The organism is Mesorhizobium sp. M0664, assembly GCF_040320565.1.
In the GTDB taxonomy this organism is placed as follows: Bacteria; Pseudomonadota; Alphaproteobacteria; order Rhizobiales; family Rhizobiaceae; genus Mesorhizobium.
The window spans coordinates 1-16,542 of record NZ_JAMYPW010000077.1 but is presented as its reverse complement, the minus strand read 5'-3'; the positions used below and the strand labels follow the sequence as shown (position 1 = coordinate 16,542).

General features: G+C 59.1%; 15 protein-coding genes and 4 pseudogenes. 13 read left to right on the top strand and 6 right to left on the bottom strand.

From position 1 onward, the window contains the following. Positions 1 to 491: 491 nt before the first annotated feature. The 5 genes and pseudogenes from NKI39_RS33145 to NKI39_RS33125 all read left to right on the top strand — a co-directional run. Positions 492 to 641, top strand: a pseudogene (locus NKI39_RS33145) (HU family DNA-binding protein); the annotation flags it as partial. A gap of 353 nt (positions 642 to 994) precedes the next feature. Then, positions 995 to 2,209, top strand: coding sequence for a serine hydrolase domain-containing protein (locus NKI39_RS33140; protein ID WP_352837210.1), 1,215 nt, complete (start codon positions 995 to 997; stop codon positions 2,207 to 2,209). Positions 2,210 to 2,462: 253 nt separating this feature from the next. Further along, entirely contained in the window at positions 2,463 to 2,636 is a 174-nt protein-coding gene (locus tag NKI39_RS33135) for a hypothetical protein (protein WP_352837218.1), read from the top strand. A gap of 27 nt (positions 2,637 to 2,663) precedes the next feature. Next, positions 2,664 to 2,879 (top strand): annotated as a pseudogene (locus NKI39_RS33130) (winged helix-turn-helix transcriptional regulator); the annotation flags it as partial. Positions 2,880 to 3,028: 149 nt separating this feature from the next. After that, positions 3,029 to 3,253, top strand: a complete 225-nt coding sequence (locus NKI39_RS33125) for a hypothetical protein (RefSeq protein ID WP_352837209.1) — start codon at positions 3,029 to 3,031, stop codon at positions 3,251 to 3,253. A gap of 832 nt (positions 3,254 to 4,085) precedes the next feature. Here NKI39_RS33125 and NKI39_RS34415 read toward each other — a convergent pair. Next, positions 4,086 to 4,512: pseudogene (locus NKI39_RS34415) on the bottom strand (helicase-related protein); the annotation flags it as partial. Between the two features lie 159 nt (positions 4,513 to 4,671). Between NKI39_RS34415 and NKI39_RS33115 the strand changes: the two are divergent. Both NKI39_RS33115 and NKI39_RS33110 read left to right on the top strand, forming a co-directional pair. After that, on the top strand, positions 4,672 to 4,845 hold the full coding sequence (locus NKI39_RS33115; protein ID WP_352837207.1) for a TRCF domain-containing protein: 174 nt from the start codon (positions 4,672 to 4,674) through the stop codon (positions 4,843 to 4,845). After that, positions 4,769 to 5,110, top strand: a pseudogene (locus NKI39_RS33110) (sigma factor); the annotation flags it as partial. The gene NKI39_RS33115 and the pseudogene NKI39_RS33110, both read left to right, overlap by 77 nt. A 386-nt stretch (positions 5,111 to 5,496) precedes the next feature. On the opposite strand, the gene NKI39_RS33105 reads toward NKI39_RS33110, so the two are convergent. Both NKI39_RS33105 and NKI39_RS33100 read right to left on the bottom strand, forming a co-directional pair. Beyond that, entirely contained in the window at positions 5,497 to 5,748 is a 252-nt protein-coding gene (locus NKI39_RS33105; protein ID WP_352837204.1) for a DUF6894 family protein, read from the bottom strand. Between the two features lie 23 nt (positions 5,749 to 5,771). Next, on the bottom strand, positions 5,772 to 6,503 hold the full coding sequence (locus NKI39_RS33100; protein WP_352837201.1) for a Crp/Fnr family transcriptional regulator: 732 nt from the start codon (positions 6,501 to 6,503) through the stop codon (positions 5,772 to 5,774). Between the two features lie 453 nt (positions 6,504 to 6,956). Between NKI39_RS33100 and NKI39_RS33095 the strand changes: the two genes are divergently transcribed. From NKI39_RS33095 to NKI39_RS33075, 5 genes are all read left to right on the top strand, one after another. Then, positions 6,957 to 8,456 carry an ATPase domain-containing protein gene (locus NKI39_RS33095; protein WP_352837198.1) on the top strand — a complete coding sequence of 500 codons (1,500 nt, stop codon included), beginning with the start codon at positions 6,957 to 6,959 and terminating at the stop codon, positions 8,454 to 8,456. Next, positions 8,453 to 9,496: a sensor histidine kinase gene (locus NKI39_RS33090; RefSeq protein WP_352837195.1), complete on the top strand. Its 1,044-nt coding sequence runs from the start codon at positions 8,453 to 8,455 to the stop codon at positions 9,494 to 9,496. Before NKI39_RS33095 ends, NKI39_RS33090 begins: the two co-directional genes overlap by 4 nt. Before the next feature lie 703 nt (positions 9,497 to 10,199). After that, on the top strand, positions 10,200 to 10,637 hold the full coding sequence (locus NKI39_RS33085; RefSeq protein ID WP_352837192.1) for an MgtC/SapB family protein: 438 nt from the start codon (positions 10,200 to 10,202) through the stop codon (positions 10,635 to 10,637). Positions 10,638 to 11,047: 410 nt separating this feature from the next. Then, positions 11,048 to 12,445, top strand: coding sequence for a cytochrome B6 (locus tag NKI39_RS33080; protein WP_352837190.1), 1,398 nt, complete (start codon positions 11,048 to 11,050; stop codon positions 12,443 to 12,445). A 45-nt stretch (positions 12,446 to 12,490) separates the two neighbouring features. Then, the gene (locus tag NKI39_RS33075; protein ID WP_352837187.1) at positions 12,491 to 13,096 is read left to right on the top strand and encodes a DUF4142 domain-containing protein; all 606 of its coding nucleotides are present in this window, start codon (positions 12,491 to 12,493) and stop codon (positions 13,094 to 13,096) included. A gap of 863 nt (positions 13,097 to 13,959) precedes the next feature. Here the strand turns inward: NKI39_RS33075 and NKI39_RS33070 are convergent. Further along, the gene (locus tag NKI39_RS33070; protein ID WP_352642597.1) at positions 13,960 to 14,469 is read right to left on the bottom strand and encodes a ferritin-like domain-containing protein; all 510 of its coding nucleotides are present in this window, start codon (positions 14,467 to 14,469) and stop codon (positions 13,960 to 13,962) included. A gap of 470 nt (positions 14,470 to 14,939) precedes the next feature. After that, positions 14,940 to 15,116, bottom strand: coding sequence for a hypothetical protein (locus NKI39_RS33065; RefSeq protein ID WP_352837185.1), 177 nt, complete (start codon positions 15,114 to 15,116; stop codon positions 14,940 to 14,942). A gap of 605 nt (positions 15,117 to 15,721) precedes the next feature. Between NKI39_RS33065 and NKI39_RS33060 the strand changes: the two genes are divergently transcribed. After that, on the top strand, positions 15,722 to 16,288 hold the full coding sequence (locus tag NKI39_RS33060) for an ATP-dependent DNA ligase (RefSeq protein WP_352837213.1): 567 nt from the start codon (positions 15,722 to 15,724) through the stop codon (positions 16,286 to 16,288). On the opposite strand, the gene NKI39_RS33055 is transcribed toward NKI39_RS33060, so the two are convergent. Beyond that, the coding region (locus tag NKI39_RS33055) for a YidB family protein (RefSeq protein ID WP_352837182.1) at positions 16,203 to 16,542 on the bottom strand (340 nt) is incomplete at its 5' end. The two genes, NKI39_RS33060 and NKI39_RS33055, sit on opposite strands and share 86 nt — an antisense overlap.

Below are 16,542 nucleotides of genomic sequence, written 5' to 3'. Positions count from 1 at the left end.
GACGCTCCCTCTCTTACGGTGGCTGTCAAACACCACCATTCTGGCACATCGATGCCGTCGAGGGGGCGTCCACCCCATCACTATCTAGTCGATCCCCCTCAGCAGGTTGTAAAGTGAGCCCCCTTGACGTTTATATGCTGCCCAAGCCTCGGAGGGGCACTGCCGAATCCGCCCGGGACAGCCAGTCCGCGCGCTCAGCCTCGGCAAGCGAATTCCACCACTGCATACCGGCTATTTCGTCAGCAGTCGGTTCCGGTTCGGTTCGTCGGCCATTTTCTTATCCGTGCATAAGACTTGAGGGCCGCACCCCAGAGGAAGCGCGCGACAGCATGGAACTCGCGCAGAGGTCGTGTCTGTGCCGCACGGCACCAAGCGCGATCTGCTGGCCCTGGTTAAGAAAATGGTCGCCCTGGAGCGTGCCGCAGGCGGAGCGGCGGCGGAAACGCAAAGAGGCGAAGAAGGACGTCTTTAGGCGCTCGCGCTGCGAGGGCGTGAACAAGGCCCAGGCACAAGCGATCGTCAAGAGCGTATTCAAGCAGATCTCGGACGCCGCCGGTTCGGGCGCGGAGACCAGCATTCCCGGATTCGGCAAATTTAAGGTGAAAGACACGCCGGCTCGCGAGGGACGCGATCCATCGACGGAGGGAGGCGGCCAAGTGTGGGTTGCCTACCAAGCTGAGCGTCCTAACGACCAATCCAGCGCAGAAATTTTATGAGCGAAGGATTTTCGGTCGAGGCGGAGACCGAAGGACGAGGCCGCATGGTAAAACTGTCGGTCCCATTATGGCGATCGTGCTTGCGCCGACATCGGCTCACCACCCAACCAAAGCGTTTGACCGCGCTGGCAGCTGCTGAGTAGGCGACGTCCGCATCGCCTCCACCGCGGACGAAGCAGAAACTGGGACATTCCTCCATTGCTGATATTTCCGGCCACAGACGGAAGCCTGCGTTTCCGGTAGAGTTCGTCCCGTCGATATGGCCAGGGAGTGAAACAATGGTAGCGAGAACACTGGGCGCCGTGGTTGTCGCGGTGTGCGCAACCGGCAGCGCCGTGGGCGCTTCTGCGCCGGCGCTCAAGCCGATCGACCCGGTCGCGCTTCAGGCAATGGTGGAAGGCACGGCCAAGGAACTCCTGCTGCCGGGCGCAATGGTTCTCCTCAATACTCCGCACGGCAATTTCGCCTTCGGGTATGGAACGACCGAACTCGGCGTCACGAACCCTCCGCGCGGCGATATCCATTTCCGGCCCGCATCGAACACCAAGACGATGACGGCCGCGGTGATCGTGCAATTGATCCAGGAAGGGAAGCTGAGTTTCGACGATCTGATCTCGAAATACGTTGATGGTGTTCCGAACGGCGAGCAGATCACCATTCGCCAGCTCATAAAGATGCGGAGCGGCCTTTACAATTTCACCAATGCACCGGAACTTGCGGAAAGCCTCGACAACAATCCGGACAAGGCGTGGACCTCGCAGGAGGTCCTCGCCATGGCTTTCAAACGGCCGCCGCACTTCGCGCCAGGTGCTGAATTCGAATACAACAATACCAACTACTATCTGCTCGGCCTCGTTACCGAGAAGATCGACGGCAAGCCGGTGGCGACCATCTTTCAGGAGCGCTTATTCGGGCCCCTAGGGATGAAAAACACGTTGCTGCCCGTCAGCACGTCCAACACCATCCCCGAGCCTTATGCGCATGGCTACATTTATGGCGGCGCGTCTTACGCCCTGGTCGATGCGCCGTATCCGGACGATCTTCAGGCGGCGGCCAGGGCGGGAACGCTCAAGCCCGATGACGAGACGTGGCAGAACCCGTCCGCTTACTTTGCGGCAGGCGGCGTCATCTCCACGGCGGATGATCTCGCGACCTGGATGCGCGCGCTGGTCGGTGGCCAGATCTTCAACGCCGACTACAAGCGCCAATGGCTGGATAGTCCCGAAGCGGAGGATCCCAGCAAGCCTGAAGGCCAGAAATATGGCTACGGCATCTCGCTGATTGCCTTCGGGCCGAACAAGATCTATTTCCACGGCGGCGAGATGCCCGGCTACAATTCCTTCATGGGCCATGACCCGGACAACGACGTCACGCTGATCGTCTGGACCAGCCTGACGCTCTCGCTTGATGGCAAGCCGACCGCCAACGCTCTGATGCTGAAAATATTGGACCAGATCTATGCGGTCTCACCGGTAACGCCAGCGAAGCGATGACACCGGGGCGGGCCAGGCCAGGCCGCCAGGGCTACAGGCTTGTCTTCCGGTGCGCATGGCGTCGACGACATCGCGGATCGGGTCGAGGACGAGCTGCGGCTGGTGCTTGTGGATGTCGTGGCCGCTGTCGGTGTTGATACGACGTCTTTCGCGCTAGGCACGGCCGCCGCGAGCTCCGCCTGCGCCACCTTCTGGCCCGATCGGTGCGTAGCCGACGTCCGGAGGAATGTCGGCAGCCATCCGGCCTTCGGCGATGAATCCGCCACGAGCGGTCCCCAGGGATGGTCGGCGCTCAGAAAAGAGCGCCGACAGCGATTTGCTGTGCGAGATGATCGGCTTTGCGGCCCAGCGGCTGATGGAACTGGAGCTGGGTGGCCTGACCGGCGCAGCGCATGGCCAGAAGAGCGCCGACCGGCTACCATTTTGAATGGCCGCTTATTGCGGCGCAATGCCGATGCGATCTTCCAAGGAGTTTGAGGGGAAGGCAACATCATGGCCCGCCCAGTCCGGATACAAACAGTTCTGCCCATTATCGATGACCGCGGAGGTGCTGTGCACCCGCTGGACCATGGTTCTGCTTCGCGAATTAGTGGCGGGCTCGACCCGTTTCAACGTTCTGCGCCGCGGCGTCCCCAAAATGTCGCCGACCGTTCTGTCGCAACGCCTCAAGCTCTGGTTTCGTTGACGATCATGTCGCGCCATGTTGCAAGCTGCTACCGTTGATTTCCATGGGTTTCCTGCGAGTATCGGCAGGTCCACGCGACATGAAACGCGACATGGCACATGGCTGAATCGCTAGCTTTGTTAGGGAGAAGGCATATGGGTCTGGTTTTTACTGGCGAAGAGGGAACCACTGAGCGGTTCGAGTTGGTGCTTGAAGCCTTTGACGGAACAGAGCGCGTCCTCGTCGTGACATCGACCGAAGCGATCGAAGACTTCGGCCTGGATGCTGTCCGTGAAATGGCATCTGAAAAGTACGATGCAGGGCAGTTGGACGAAGCCGGCCGCGTTAGCGTTCTGACTAGCGACCTGCAAGGTAAATAGCCCGCCACCGTGAGGCAGCGAGCTTGTTTTCCGGTTCCGTCGTGGCACCGGTTTTTCAGTGCCGCCCAGAGGACGGTCCAAGGCGGGAGACAATGGGGTCTTCGTTGGTCTGCTGCGCGACGGCAGCGGTGCCGGCCACCGCCATCGCGCATCCGGCCATGAGCAAGCCTACCTGCCTTTCAGCATCACCTACCTCGTCGTTTGTCTTAGTCCCTTAACGAATGTGAATGCATACGCCACAAACCTCAGCATAGTGGCCTGGAAGAGCAGATGTGGAGGCCCGAGGTGCGACAGCTTGAAGATCTAGTGGAACACTATGTCGGCATACGCAGCCGGCGTGATAGAGTCATGTCGACAGGGCTCGCCTTGAGAGCGCTAAGGCAGGTCGTTGGGATGGCTTCAATCTCGGACCGGGAGCTTGCGAACATGGTCGCCGACCGTGCGGTCAAGCATGGTCTCGCCGTGGACTTTGATCATATCCGGCAAGACTGATTTTCTGGCCTTCATGGACCGCTACTAGGGCCATTGCGGGTCGTGCTTTGACCCGCAATCGGTCTCGCCACTAGTTATCCTGGTGCGTGCGCGGAACGAATGGAACCGATCAGGCTTCGTAGAACCTCCAGCTGTCCAGTGCCTGTTTTAGTTGGCGGCCTGAAGATCAAGCGGCCTGGCCGAAATTCGAACCCATTCACCCCTTTAAGATTCTCCCAGACCGACCCGGAGGGTTTGTGCGAAAGGTGATCGCAATCGCTTCGGGTCCTACGTCGACTTGGCTCAAGCCCAACTGCGCTGCATCCATTCGCAGTCGGGTTACCTCCAGCAGTCCGGAAGAGGCACGCTCGAGCAATCTTTGGTAGAGTCCTACGCCGATCCGCTTTATGTGGCCGGCCTGTTCCTCGCCGAAAAGATCGCCTGCGCCGCGCAGGTCGAGGTCCCTTTGGCTGATGGTCAGGCCAGAGCCAAGCCGGTCGAGCGCCACAAGAGCCGAAAGTCGGCTCCTCGTGGCTTCAGCTAATTCCTTACCGGGCTCGGTCAACAGAAACGCAAAGCCCTGCAGTCTGCCTCTGCCTACGCGCCCTCGAAGCTCGTGGAAGCTGTGCAAGTCCGAAACGGTCCGCCCGCCAAACCAGAATGGTGTTCGCCTGCGGTATATCAAGGCCGCTTTCGATGATGTCGGTGGCCAGCAAAATGTCACCTTCGCCAGCGGCGAAGCGAACCACGATCTCGTCCAACTCACGCGCTTTCATTTCGCCATGCGAGCACGCCTGCCCGTGCGCGACTGAGCCGGCTTTTAACCGTTCCAACCGTCGAGTTCATTCCCGCATTGCGCGCTTTCGCCCGCGTTTTTTGCCAGGTCCGGGAAGATGCCGACGATCTGGTGATCAATTTGCAAGCCGGAGGGTCATTCCCAGGAAGCTATGTGCCGGAAGCCAGCGATACGCCTCAGCCTGTATTCGCGGTTGTTCCGTATGAGCACGCATTCGGATCTGAATGCATTTGCCGACGAATTGGAGGATCGCTTCGGAGGCATTCCGAGCGAAGTGGCGACGCCTGCAGGAAACGTTAGCGAAAGGCCTGGCCAACATCGATAAGTTCGAGCCCGGAACGCGAATGAAGTCATGGCTCTTCACGATTATGCGCAACACCTACTATACGCGCGTCAGGGCTGCCACGAGGGAAGCACCAGGTATCGTTGACTGCGCCTCGCTTGCACCCGTTTCGCAGCCTGCAGAGGAATGGTCGATGCAAAGCAAGGAGGTCCACCGGGCCATTCAAAGCTTGCCAAAATCTCAGAGCGAAGTGCTGATGCTGGTGGGGGTGCTTGGTGTCAGCTACGAAGAGACTGCAGTGATGTGCGGTTGCGCCCGATGGAAAGTTCACCAGTGGCCCCCCGAGCCAAGGTATCGCCCTTGTGTGACAATATCGGCCTCCCTCAGAGTGTTGGTGGGGCTCTGTCGAACAACTCAAGAAACAGGCTTCGCGGAGAGATTGCGACTGGGCCTGATTCAGCGGGCACCTACAGGCACCTCCCGCCACCTTGCCCCGGGGCATGGGCTCAAGCATTCACATTCGTTAAGCCGGAGTTTGTCTGTCTTGCAGGCCGGCCACATTGTAGCAGTCGTACCCATTTGGCGCCGACACGAGGCGCCTGTAGTGGGACCGGCGGCAAGAACGACGTACCGAACGAGCAAATCGCCCGCCTCAATTGCCATGCTGGGAGCAGCAAAAGGGCTATTCCAAACTCATCCCGAAGCGCTGAGTTCAAGCTTTTCAATTTTGAGAATCAAGCTGAGCCTCAGGATCTTTCGCCCGCTCTCGTCACGAATATCCACCAACAGCTGTTGCTGCTCCGAGCCTCCCAGTGTTTCCCGTGCCAAGTCTACCAGACCCTCGACAGCTGCCTGGCGGGCTGCCGCGATCCCTTCGCATTCGAGGCCCATGTCGTCTTCAACAAGATGCTCAGCATCGCCGCTGTCAAAAAAATATCGTCCCATTCGACCGGCATCCTCATCGAAAGCTAAGCAAGGTCCCTTTGGTGCAGGTACGTCGGATCGAAGTCTCCTGCTCGGACCAGGCGGGGCCAGTCGAGAGCACGCAGCCTTGTACCTGAGGTAGCAATCAGACCGTCGCCGCGGAGTTCCTGGAGGGTGCGGTTCACGTGAACTGTCGATAAGCCGAGAGCATCGCCAAGCGCGGCCTGCGTGATCGGGAGATCCGCTACGTGGTCCTCGATGCGTCCGACAGACCGCAAACGCACGATAAGCTCGCATAGGATGTGGGCTGTGCGGGCATAGGCCTCGCGTCGCCCGACATTGGTGACCCATTCCCGGTAGATGGAGGCGTCGATGAGGGTCGATCGCCAGAACGCCGTGGCGATACGCGGATGCTGTTCGCAAATTGGGCGAAGGACGCTATGACGGATGAAGCCTAATCTGCTTGGCGTCAGGCTCGAGAAGCTGCAGTCCATGACCGAAAGGTGCAAGCCATGCAGATCCGGAATATCGCCTGCGACAAAGAAGCTGGTGATCTGCCGTCTTCCCTGACCAGTATACTTGGACGAACAGACCAGGCCGTCCAAAACCACAACCGAGTTTGCAGGGCTATCGCCTTCCGAGACGATATCCTGATTGGCTGCGACGTCCTTTTCCTGAGTCGGCATGCCCCGCAGGATCGCGGCGTCATCGTCGCTGATATCAGCGATTGATCGAATTTTGCGGATGAGCACGTCTGATGACAAAACGGAAGACAAGACTTGTGGACCTACTTTGGTTGCTATCGCAAGTTTGCACATGGATGCTCAGTGCTGTCCGGCGACACCGGCCGCTCGAGACAACAATTCGCGATCACATTCCCCCATTTCCAATCCAAACCTTCCGAAGCTGGAGCAGCACGTCTGCCGGACCACGACCGGCTTGCAACCAAACCGCCGCGTCCCAATACCTGCTGCAGCTTTAGAAACTCAGAGCGCATGGCGTGCGAACGCCCCCGGTGTGTCATCGTTGCTGTACGAATTTAACTATCGCCTCCTGCCGAGCAAAACGGGCCCCTTTGCAGCTACTGGGCGCTGGGCCCTAGCAGCGATCAGCCTCACCGAACGGCTTCGTGAGCAGTTTGTAGAGGAGGTTCTTGTCCTCTTATCCAGCGCCTTGCGGTCTTCTGGAACCATCAAAACTGACAATCGTTACGCTGTTCAGCAAGGTACATGAGGGGCAACGTGAACGAAGATGACGCCTCACCGTTAGCGACCGGCGTAGAAGGCCTCGACTATGTCTTGCGCGGGGGTTATGCCAAATTTCGGTCACACCTCGTGGAGGGAAGGCCCGGTTCGGGCAAGACCACGCTCGGTCTTCAGTTCCTTATCAAGGGGGCCTCGCAAGGCGAAAAATGCCTCTATATTACGCTATCCGAAAGCAAGCGCGAACTCCTATCCGTGGCAAGCAGGCACGGCTGGACTCTGGCTGGGATAGAAATTCTGGAACTCGTTCCTCCAGAACTCAGCCTTGATCCTTCCCAGTTGCAGACGCTCGTGCATTCTTCTGACCTGGAACTCGGGGAGACGGTGCAGGCGGCCTTGGCTGAGATCGACCGTATTAAGCCACAGCGCGTCGTGTTCGATTCCCTTTCCGAAATCCGGCTGCTCTCGCAGGGCTCGCTACGCTACCGCAGGCAGGTCCTGGCGCTGAAAAGCTTCTTTCTGCTCAACCATGCGACGGTGTTGTTACTCGACGACCTCACGGCCGAGCAGGATGACCTCAACCTGCATTCGATCAGCCATGGGGTCATCCGCATGGAGCAACTGACCCCGACCTATGGTGGCGAGCGGCGGCGACTGCGGGTGATAAAGATGCGTGGGGTGCAAATACGTGGCGGTTACCACGACTTTGTCATCCGGCCGGGCGGGGTCACGGTCTTTCCGCGACTGGTCGCCGCCGAGCACCCTGAAGCCGAACACGGCTCGCCGGCCTTAAGCGGAAATGCCGTGGACACTCTGCTCGGCGGTGGCCTCGATCGGGGCACAAGCACGCTGTTGATCGGCCCTTCGGGTGTGGGGAAGTCCACCATAGCCTGCTCCTACTGTCATGCAGCGCTTCAGCGCGGTGAGCGCGTCCTGGTTCTGCTGTTCGATGAAACTGATCGCATTTTCCTGGGACGTGCAGCCGGCGTCGGTATGGATCTCAAGGCCTTCCTGCAAGACGGAATGCTCCTGCTCCAACAGATCGACCCGGCCGATCTTTCACCCGGCGAATTGTCATCAAAGATCCAGATCGCAGTCGAGCGGTTTGATGCCCGGATCGTAGTGATCGACAGCCTCACAGGGTATCTGAATTCGATCTCCGAAGAGCAGCACCTTGTGCTGCAGATGCATGAAATCCTCACCTACCTCAACCAGAAGGGCGTCGTCACGATCCTGCTGCTCGCCAATCACGGGCTGATCGGCCAGACGGCGGCGCCAATCGACATGACCTATCTGTCTGATGCAGTGATGTTGCTGAGGTTTTTCGAAAGTGGCGGTCGCATCCGACGAGCGATTTCAGTGGTGAAGAGGCGAGTTGGCCCTCATGAGGACACTATTCGTGAATTCATGGTCAGCAGCCAGGGCATAGCTGTCGGCGAGCCGCTCGACCAATTCAGGGGAATACTTACAGGCGTGCCCTTTTTTGAGGGCAAACAAAGCGATCTGCTCGCTAACAAGAAGCCATGACGCCGAAAGAACCTGTCGTACTCGTGCTCGCCCCGGTTGGTCGAGACGCTCAGCTAGCCGCCTCGATTCTGGCAAAACACGGGATCGGCACACGCATCTGTGCAAATCTGGATGAGGTTTTGCGGCTTCTCGACAGCGCACACTGCCTCGTCGTCGCCGAAGAAGCGCTCATCAATTCCGACCGGAGCCAATTCGCCGCCTGGCTGCAGAACCAACCTGCGTGGTCTGATTTTCCAGTAGTTCTTCTGGCAAGGCGGGGAACGGAATTCGACAAGCGTCTTGCGTTTCTGGATCGGTATCTCATCGTTCTCGAAAGGCCTTTCCTGGCCTCAAGCCTGGCCAATTCGGTGCGGTCGGCGTTGCGTGCCCGTGCACGCCAGCTCGAGGTCAAGTCCCACCTTGAACAGAAACAGGAGGTCGCAGATCGTCAAAAGCTCTTGATCCGCGAGCTTCATCACCGGGTCAAAAACACCCTGGCCAACGTGAGAGCGATGATGGGAGCGACGGCCCGGTCCAGCGATAGCGTCGACAGCTTCGTGCGTGATTTCTCCGCAAGAATCGTGTCGCTTGCCGACACGCACTCAATGCTTACAGACGACTATTGGCAGACGGCCTCTTTACAGAAGTTGCTTGAGGCGGAACTGAGGCACTACGAGATCCATGGCGAGCCGCGAATATCACTGCACGGTCCGAATGTGGCCCTCGTCGCGGACATTGCGATACCTGTCGGCATGGCGTTTCATGAACTTGCCTCCAACTCGGCAAAATTCGGCGCCCTCTCGCGCCCGCAAGGTCGCCTTGAAGTGCAATGGTGGATACCAGATTCCGCAGGTGAGCAGATCCTGCATCTTCATTGGCAGGAGCGGGACGGCCCCATTGTGCAGCCGCCGACTCGACGAGGCTTTGGAACGACATTGCTCGAAAGGGTGGTTACAGTGCAGTGCAATGCAAAGATCGAACTGCATTACGATCCAGACGGCCTGCGTTTCACTTTGGCGTTGCCTTTACGCGATACGAGACTCGTGCCAGCGTACTCCTGAGTGACCTGCCGGACGCGACGAACTAGCCTGTGGCCGCAGCCGAATCCACCAATTAAAGCGCTGGCTCCGCGACTTTCTTCAGCGATTCGACGGTACGCCACGATGCAGGTTGCGAGTTGGGGTCGCTATCCGGGCTCCTCAGGCCGCCCGGCGCCTGGCGGCACCATGTGACCCACGCTGTCGGAGATACGTGGGCTAATCGGGGCGCCGTGACGTTGGGACAAACCCCGCTGCTAAGCCGACCTTTTGAGCTCCGCGACCTGAACGCCCAGCCGGAACGCCTGACCGTCTGCAAACGAGCGCGCGTAGCTCTCAGCTGTGAAAGGAACCGTGGTAGTCGTACCTGACCGTCACGCGAACCGACCACTCTTTCGCCCTCACGATTTCAACGGCATGTTGCTCATGCGCAGCCATGCATTCCTCCCAGAATGGTACGTTGAGGAAGGGGAGGATAGCGTCGCAAATGTCGTTTGCATGCAAATAATCCGACACCCCAAGGTCGAATGTCAAAACACCGCACAGCCGCGGCACCCGCAGCGCTTGCGGAACCGGGCCATCCCGATCACGTTGTGTCGGGCAACCTAGGTTACTCATGCAACAACTTCTCCAAGAATTCGGCCATCCGACATACGTCCAGTTTCCCGTCATTGCGGAGGCTTCTACTGGCGTCGATCCTCGGTGCTGCGATCGGTTTCGAACGCGAATGGCGAATCGGCCTGCAGGGCTTCGGACGCATATTGTGGTCTGCGTGGCAGCGGCTACGTTCGGCATTCTGACGATGGGAAATCGTTCACGCGCCGATATTTCTGCAGCATTCCGTAAAGGTCGATCCGATTGGCGTCGTCGAAGCGGTCACTGGCGTCGCGTTCCTGCTGCCGGATCGATCTTGTTTTCGAGAGGCGAGATCCACGGGCTGACGACCGGTGCGGGCCTGTGGCTGTCTGGCGCAATTGGCGTGGCGTGCGGGCTTGGTCTGTGGCAGGTGGCCGCGCTCGGCACGCTTTTGGTGCTTGTCGCTGCAGGCCTTCTTTATAATTTTCATCCAAGTCTGGCATTGGCGAAAATACCGTACCAGGGAAGCCAATGTCGGGAGAAGAAGTTCCAAGCGGCGCAAAAGCTGAGGACAGAGGCGAATACATAGGTTAGCCGCGCCGCCCAAGCTCAGACATCAAGTGCAGTGCCGTGCCAGATGCGTTGACCGATTGCGGGGCGCCTTGTGGCTGGATACTGGGCAGCACGCCACGTACTTCGTTCGCATGGCTCGTTCCCATTTGCTTGAGCGCACGAGTTCGCTCGAAGGCGAGCACCCTAAGGCTCGCTAGTCACGCCTAGCGGCGCTCCAAGATCCCCGCTCCAAGCTGCTGGCCCCACCGGGAGAAACTGGCGCAGATTCTTGGGGAGTTTCGACCAAATCTCAATTGGCGGGCAGAGGTCATAAGTCACGAATTATCGCACCCGTCCCAAGATACCCGACCCGAAACTTGTGCTTTTTCCCGCGGGGAACAAATCGCGCGCGGTGCGGTTCGGCGTAAATCCAGCCAGGAGGGAAAAATGCGCAGAGTGTGGAATGCGGGCGTTCCGTGCGCGCTTGTCGTTATTGCCGCCAGCCTCAGCGCCTTATCGGATCCGCTGCCGCCCGATCTCACTTACCGGCCGCTGCCGGCCCGTCCGTTCTCGGCAGTCAAGGCCGACGACGAGGCACAGAAGCCACGCGTGATGGCGCGCCAGAAGGCCTTGCTAGACGCGCGATACGACCTTTCGGACCGTCCCATGCCGGGCGTGACAATGTCCGGCGGCACCAAGCCGGTCCAGGAGGGCGTCCGCGTGAAGCTGGCAAAGGACCAAACCTGGCAGGGCCTGGCGGAGATGAGCCCTGGCGAGATCCGCGACCGCGATCTGCTGCCTGACGGGTTCCTGCCGCTGCCGCATGTCAAACAGGCGGCCGGAGGCCAGGTCTTTCCGGAAGAGGAGATCCGCGAGGTCGGCCGGCAGGAAGGACGCGACCTGAGGCGCTTCGACGTCGACTTCGATTTTCCCGATTACCTCACCCCGGAATTCCCGTCACCGATATTCCTGACCACTCATCCGGAGCTCGGCGACGTGTCACGCGGCGAGCTGCTGACCATCCGCAACTACTACGAAATCATGAACGGCATCATCACGCCGGTGCAGATGGAGGGTCTGCGGCTTCTATTTACGCCGTTCCCGCAGGAGGAATTCAACCAAACCGAGGACCGCAAGGTGGCTGGGCAAAGCATGGGAGTGGCCTGCCTCGACTGCCACGCCAATTTCAACACCAATGCCGCCTTTCATCTAACGCCCGATATCAGGCCGCAGGCAGCGCGCTTCCGCCTCGATTCGACCAGCCTGCGCGGCCTGTTCAACCAGCAAATTCATGGATCGAAACGGTCGTTGCGTTCGGTCGAGGATTTCACCGAATTCGAGCAGCGCACCGCCTATTTCAATGGCGACCATGTCAGCGCCACCAGGAAGGGCGTCAACCTGCCAGACCGCACCAATCAGGTGGCGATGATGGCGCAGATGCAGAACATCATCGACTTTCCGCCGGCGCCGAAGCTCGATGCGTTCGGAAAGCTCGATCCCGCCGTGGCCAGCGAAAAGGAACTGGCGGGCGAGCGGGTGTTCATGGGCAAGGGCCGCTGCTCGGCATGCCATGACCCACAAACATCGTTCATGGACAACAACATGCACGATTTGAAACTGGAGCGCTTCTACAAACCCGGGCGGACCGTCAATGACATGGTGGAACTGCCCGACGGGCCAATCAAGACGTTTACGTTGCGCGGCATCAAGGACACGCCACCCTATCTGCATGACGGCCGTCTGATGACGCTGGCCGATACGGTGGAGTTCTTCAACCTGGTGCTCGGCGTCAAGCTCACCCAGGACGAGAAGGATGATCTCGTCGCCTATATGCTCGCACTTTGACAGGCGGCGGGCCGGCCGGTCGGCACATCTTCGGTGGAGGTTTTCATGCGTGTTCTTGCAACGACCTTGGGCCTGACGGCACTCTGCGCATCGCCTCTCTTTGCGCAGATCGGAAATCCGGCCGGCAATGCCCCGGACACATTGATGGACTCGCCGGGTCAGCCCATCCCGCATCAGACGAACTATCAGGACCGGCTGTTCGCGCAGCTCTTCCTGGCCGGCGGCACGGCAGAAGTCGATGTCGGTAATCTTGCGAAAAAATCCAGCCATTCCGCCATCAAGGAATTTGCCAGCCGCATGGTCGACGACCACTCAGCGGCAAACGTGAAACTGAAATCGCTTGCCGAAGCCGACAAGATCCCACTGCCGCAGGGGCTCGACGACGAGCACAAGCAGCTGCGCGCCAAGCTGGAAAAGCTCGAAGGGGCTGCGTTCGACCTTGCCTATATCAGCGGCCAGATCACCGATCACCAGAAGACTGTGCAACTACTCGAGTGGGAGATCGGTTCGGGCCAGGATGCCGACCTCCAGCATTTCGCCTCAGATACTTTGCCGACTGTGCTCGAGCATCTGCGGATGGCGCGCGACATCAAAGCAAAACTCGCAAGCCAGGCGCTCGCCGACGCCGCTTCGGGGCCGCAAAGAAAGTGAATGGGTTAGCCCGCGCCACGTAAGACGGCGGATCCAGTGCTTAAATTGCCCAGGGCCGGCCATGCAGTCGCCTTGATGATGGAAACCTCCGCAGTCGCTCGCAGCTCACCCCCACGATTCCGGCTCAATGTCCCCGAAGATTCCCTTCAGGTCACTCGGCTGGAACCTGCGCTTACTTTCGCAGAACCAAGCATTGAATATCAGAAGCTGCCCAGCCCCGGGCATTGCTGAGCTTCCATTCGGTGCCGAGCCTACGACTTCCACCAACACGTGCTGCTACAGCCCCAGAGAGACCAACAGGTACGGGACAACAAAGCGGAGATCGCAGGAACAGCAACTTGATGCCGCCGACTGGAAGCTTGCGACCAACGAGGCCATAGCTGCCCATGGTGGGGCCAGAGAAGTAGTCAAGGCGCTTCTCGTCGCCAGCGCTGCCCTGGAGCGTGGGCTGGCCCTAGCGGCCGCTACTTGGAGTCATGAGTTTAGCAGGGGATGGCACCTCCGAAGATGGTCGCAGCGACACCGAACAGGTTGGCGGCAGAGGAAGGCAGTCAGCATGCGAGAGAGCTCCTACCGCAGCAGAAGGTTCCCAATTGATTGTGGTCACCGCCTTCGACCGCGACAGACCGGGCACCTTCAGCCTGTCTTCGGTCCAGCAGAGCAGCAGTCGGAAGATCTGGCAGTAAGGACCGCGAACGCTCTTGCGAGCAAACATGCCGCGGCTATTGCGTCGTCCCGTGATGCTGACGCGGCGCAGAGCGAATACGGCGAGCCGACCACGACGCCCTTTGTTCGAGGTGACGTGCCCGACTGGAGTGACGGGCTGCGCGTCCGACGAGGCACCGCTCAGCCAGTGCCGCAGATCACCGCTTAGCAGTGTCGCTTTCCGTTTCGGCCCTCGCGAGGAACTCCTCGGTTGTCGACGGAAGATGGTCTTTTAACCATTCCGCCATCGCGACCTCCTCTCGGAGGTTGTCTTCGCAAGCCCGCACGACCTCGGTTTCGCCCAGCGATTCGGCGGCGGCAATGAGGATAGTGTAGGAGGCGATTTCCATGTGTTCGAACGTATAGCTCGCGAGGGAACCCTTCATCACCTCGTCGGCGGCAAAAAAGCCGCTCAACGACTGCGCCATGGCAGTCACCTTTCCGCCAGCATCTTTCATTGTGGACGAACCCTCATCCATCCGGTCGAGACAGGCTTTCAGCCGAGCAGCCTGCTGTCTCGTTTCATCAAGGTGCAGGCGCATTCGGTCGCTGAGTTCGGGGTAGTTCTCAATGCGGCTTAGCTGCCCGTTCAACATTGTTTCGGCCTGCTCCTCCATGGCATGAGCGTCCCGAAGCCATTGCACCAGCCATTCTCGCGACTCTGACATTTTCAATCTCCTTTTTGACAAAAGAGAACTGCCGAACTGTGAGATTGTTCCTAGAGAAGCGGGCCTCGGTCTCTTCCGTCCGAGGCCGCAAATCATGGGACTTAGATTAACAGAATCCAACGCCAAGCGGCGGGCGTTATCGGCATCATTGCCTCACTAACCGAGAAAGCGGGTTCTGCGGAGGCTCTCGTCTACTGCCAACCTTCGTTCTCCATGACAAACAGTGTTGAATTGCGACGAACTAAAGGCTCCCTAACGCAACGTACCCGGATTACGCGACTTACGGTCCGCACGCTAATAGCCGAACTGATCGAGGACGCCGCCTCAGCAACTACCTTGGATCGACGGCGTGGGGCAACGGCAGCATGAGAGCACTCCCTACGGAAGTAACTCTAAGCCGATCAGGGCGATGAGTCTGGCCGCGTACGTTTTTAACCAAACATCGTGGGCAGTTCACAGCTAGCACGTGCTCACTCTTTGTCGGCCTGACCAATTTCGTCAAGCAAAGACTTATGCTCGTCCGGCAGCCCCTCTTCTACCGGAAGGTTTAGCGCCTTGCGGAGGTAGTCACGGATGGCTTCTGACGTGATCCACCGTCGTATAAGGTCGGCGATAACCTTCTGCTTCCTTTTGTCGACCTCAACCATGGCCGAACCTGCATGCTGCATACGACCGAACCATCTAGGGGCCGGACTTGTTCCTCGGGAATGTTTGAGAGAAATTTCTGAGCGGGTGATCGGACAAGTGGCTCGCGTGCCCCCCCGCGCTATGCGGTTCAGTTCGAAATTCCGTCCTGGCACGTGCGGCGAGAAAACCGGGGCGGCTTCTATGTGCGTCACCTATCCATCGCGAACGGCTCATGCTCTGGAAGGTGATGATGCAGCACTTCGACAAGGTTTCGCTTATCGAATGTCTGCCCGCAAATTGGACAGAACTCCAAATGCCCCGGTTCGTCGTTGTCCGGCGACCCGTTGATTTTGCCCCTCATAGTTGGCGGATTGTGCTTATCCCGTCTCAAGTCGTCACCCGTCATAACCTGTTGGGATAGCCCGACGGCATTTGGGAGACGACGATTTGGCCGCTGCACCTACCGGCTGAGAGCGTTCGCCCCGGCTGGGCTGGACTATACGCCCGTTCATGCATCATTGCTAATTTAATAAAATGATCATGGGTACGTTCTCCTAGTCGCCAGTGCGATCGGGCCTAGACTCGATTCCGTGCATAAACCACTGAGTAGCAGGGGCCGCCTCGAATTCATTCCGCCGATCGAGCCCAAGCTGGTCCCGAAGCACCCGAGGGCGAACACTGGATTCACGAGATCAAGCTCGACGGCTACCGCACCCAGATCGTCGTCAACAGCCCCGACGACATCCGTGTCTTCACCAAACCCGCCGGCGACTGGACGAGCAAATACACCGGCCTCGTCGAAGCCGCGAGGGAGCTCGAGGTCAAGAAGGTCGAGGGCGAGGCGGTCGTCACCAATGAGGCAGGGCTGCACGACTTCGCCGCGCTGCAGAAGGCGGTTCAGCGACCCCTACGCCATGATCCTCGGCGCCTTCGACATCATGCAATGTCGACGGCCACGATCTACGCGCCATCGGCTGCAAGGCGCGCCGCGAAATCCTGTTCGGCATCATCCAGCCGAATAGCAGGATCCAGTTCAGCGAGGCGGTACCCGGCAATCCGAAGGCCATCTTTTATCTCGCCGACCAGGCGGGGCTGGACTAGGCGGTCTAGGATACATCCTCGAGCAGGGTCGACTTATCCAAGCCTTGTGTCGGCTCAGGCGGCCATTCACAATTCGGCGTCATCTCGTTGACTGCCTCGGGTAGATCGCGCGCAATCCTTCTGATTAGCTCCTCGCGCGAAAGACCCGTCTGCATCGAAATGGACATGAGTGTACCTTCGTCCATTGCCGCTTCGACGTCCCTTGGCTCGATTGGTTGGTTTGGCCCGCTGCCAACCCACGAGTCGACCTTCGATCCTGTCCCCACCTCCCTGAACCGGTCGAGGATCTCACCAAGGTCAGCCCTCGACACGCCATTCGTTATCTGAGCCAGAATTCTGCGTTGC

Bases quoted from the DNA above. Each gene is read 5' to 3' on its own strand.
- NKI39_RS33140 (WP_352837210.1), top strand. From the start codon at position 995: ATGGTAGCGAGAACACTGGGCGCCGTGGTTGTCGCGGTGTGCGCAACC.
- NKI39_RS33135 (WP_352837218.1), top strand. From the start codon at position 2,463: ATGAATCCGCCACGAGCGGTCCCCAGGGATGGTCGGCGCTCAGAAAAG.
- NKI39_RS33125 (WP_352837209.1), top strand. From the start codon at position 3,029: ATGGGTCTGGTTTTTACTGGCGAAGAGGGAACCACTGAGCGGTTCGAG.
- NKI39_RS33115 (WP_352837207.1), top strand. From the start codon at position 4,672: ATGTGCCGGAAGCCAGCGATACGCCTCAGCCTGTATTCGCGGTTGTTC.
- NKI39_RS33105 (WP_352837204.1), bottom strand. From the start codon at position 5,748: ATGGGACGATATTTTTTTGACAGCGGCGATGCTGAGCATCTTGTTGAA.
- NKI39_RS33095 (WP_352837198.1), top strand. From the start codon at position 6,957: ATGAGGGGCAACGTGAACGAAGATGACGCCTCACCGTTAGCGACCGGC.
- NKI39_RS33090 (WP_352837195.1), top strand. From the start codon at position 8,453: ATGACGCCGAAAGAACCTGTCGTACTCGTGCTCGCCCCGGTTGGTCGA.
- NKI39_RS33085 (WP_352837192.1), top strand. From the start codon at position 10,200: ATGGCGAATCGGCCTGCAGGGCTTCGGACGCATATTGTGGTCTGCGTG.
- NKI39_RS33080 (WP_352837190.1), top strand. From the start codon at position 11,048: ATGCGCAGAGTGTGGAATGCGGGCGTTCCGTGCGCGCTTGTCGTTATT.
- NKI39_RS33075 (WP_352837187.1), top strand. From the start codon at position 12,491: ATGCGTGTTCTTGCAACGACCTTGGGCCTGACGGCACTCTGCGCATCG.
- NKI39_RS33070 (WP_352642597.1), bottom strand. From the start codon at position 14,469: ATGTCAGAGTCGCGAGAATGGCTGGTGCAATGGCTTCGGGACGCTCAT.
- NKI39_RS33065 (WP_352837185.1), bottom strand. From the start codon at position 15,116: ATGGTTGAGGTCGACAAAAGGAAGCAGAAGGTTATCGCCGACCTTATA.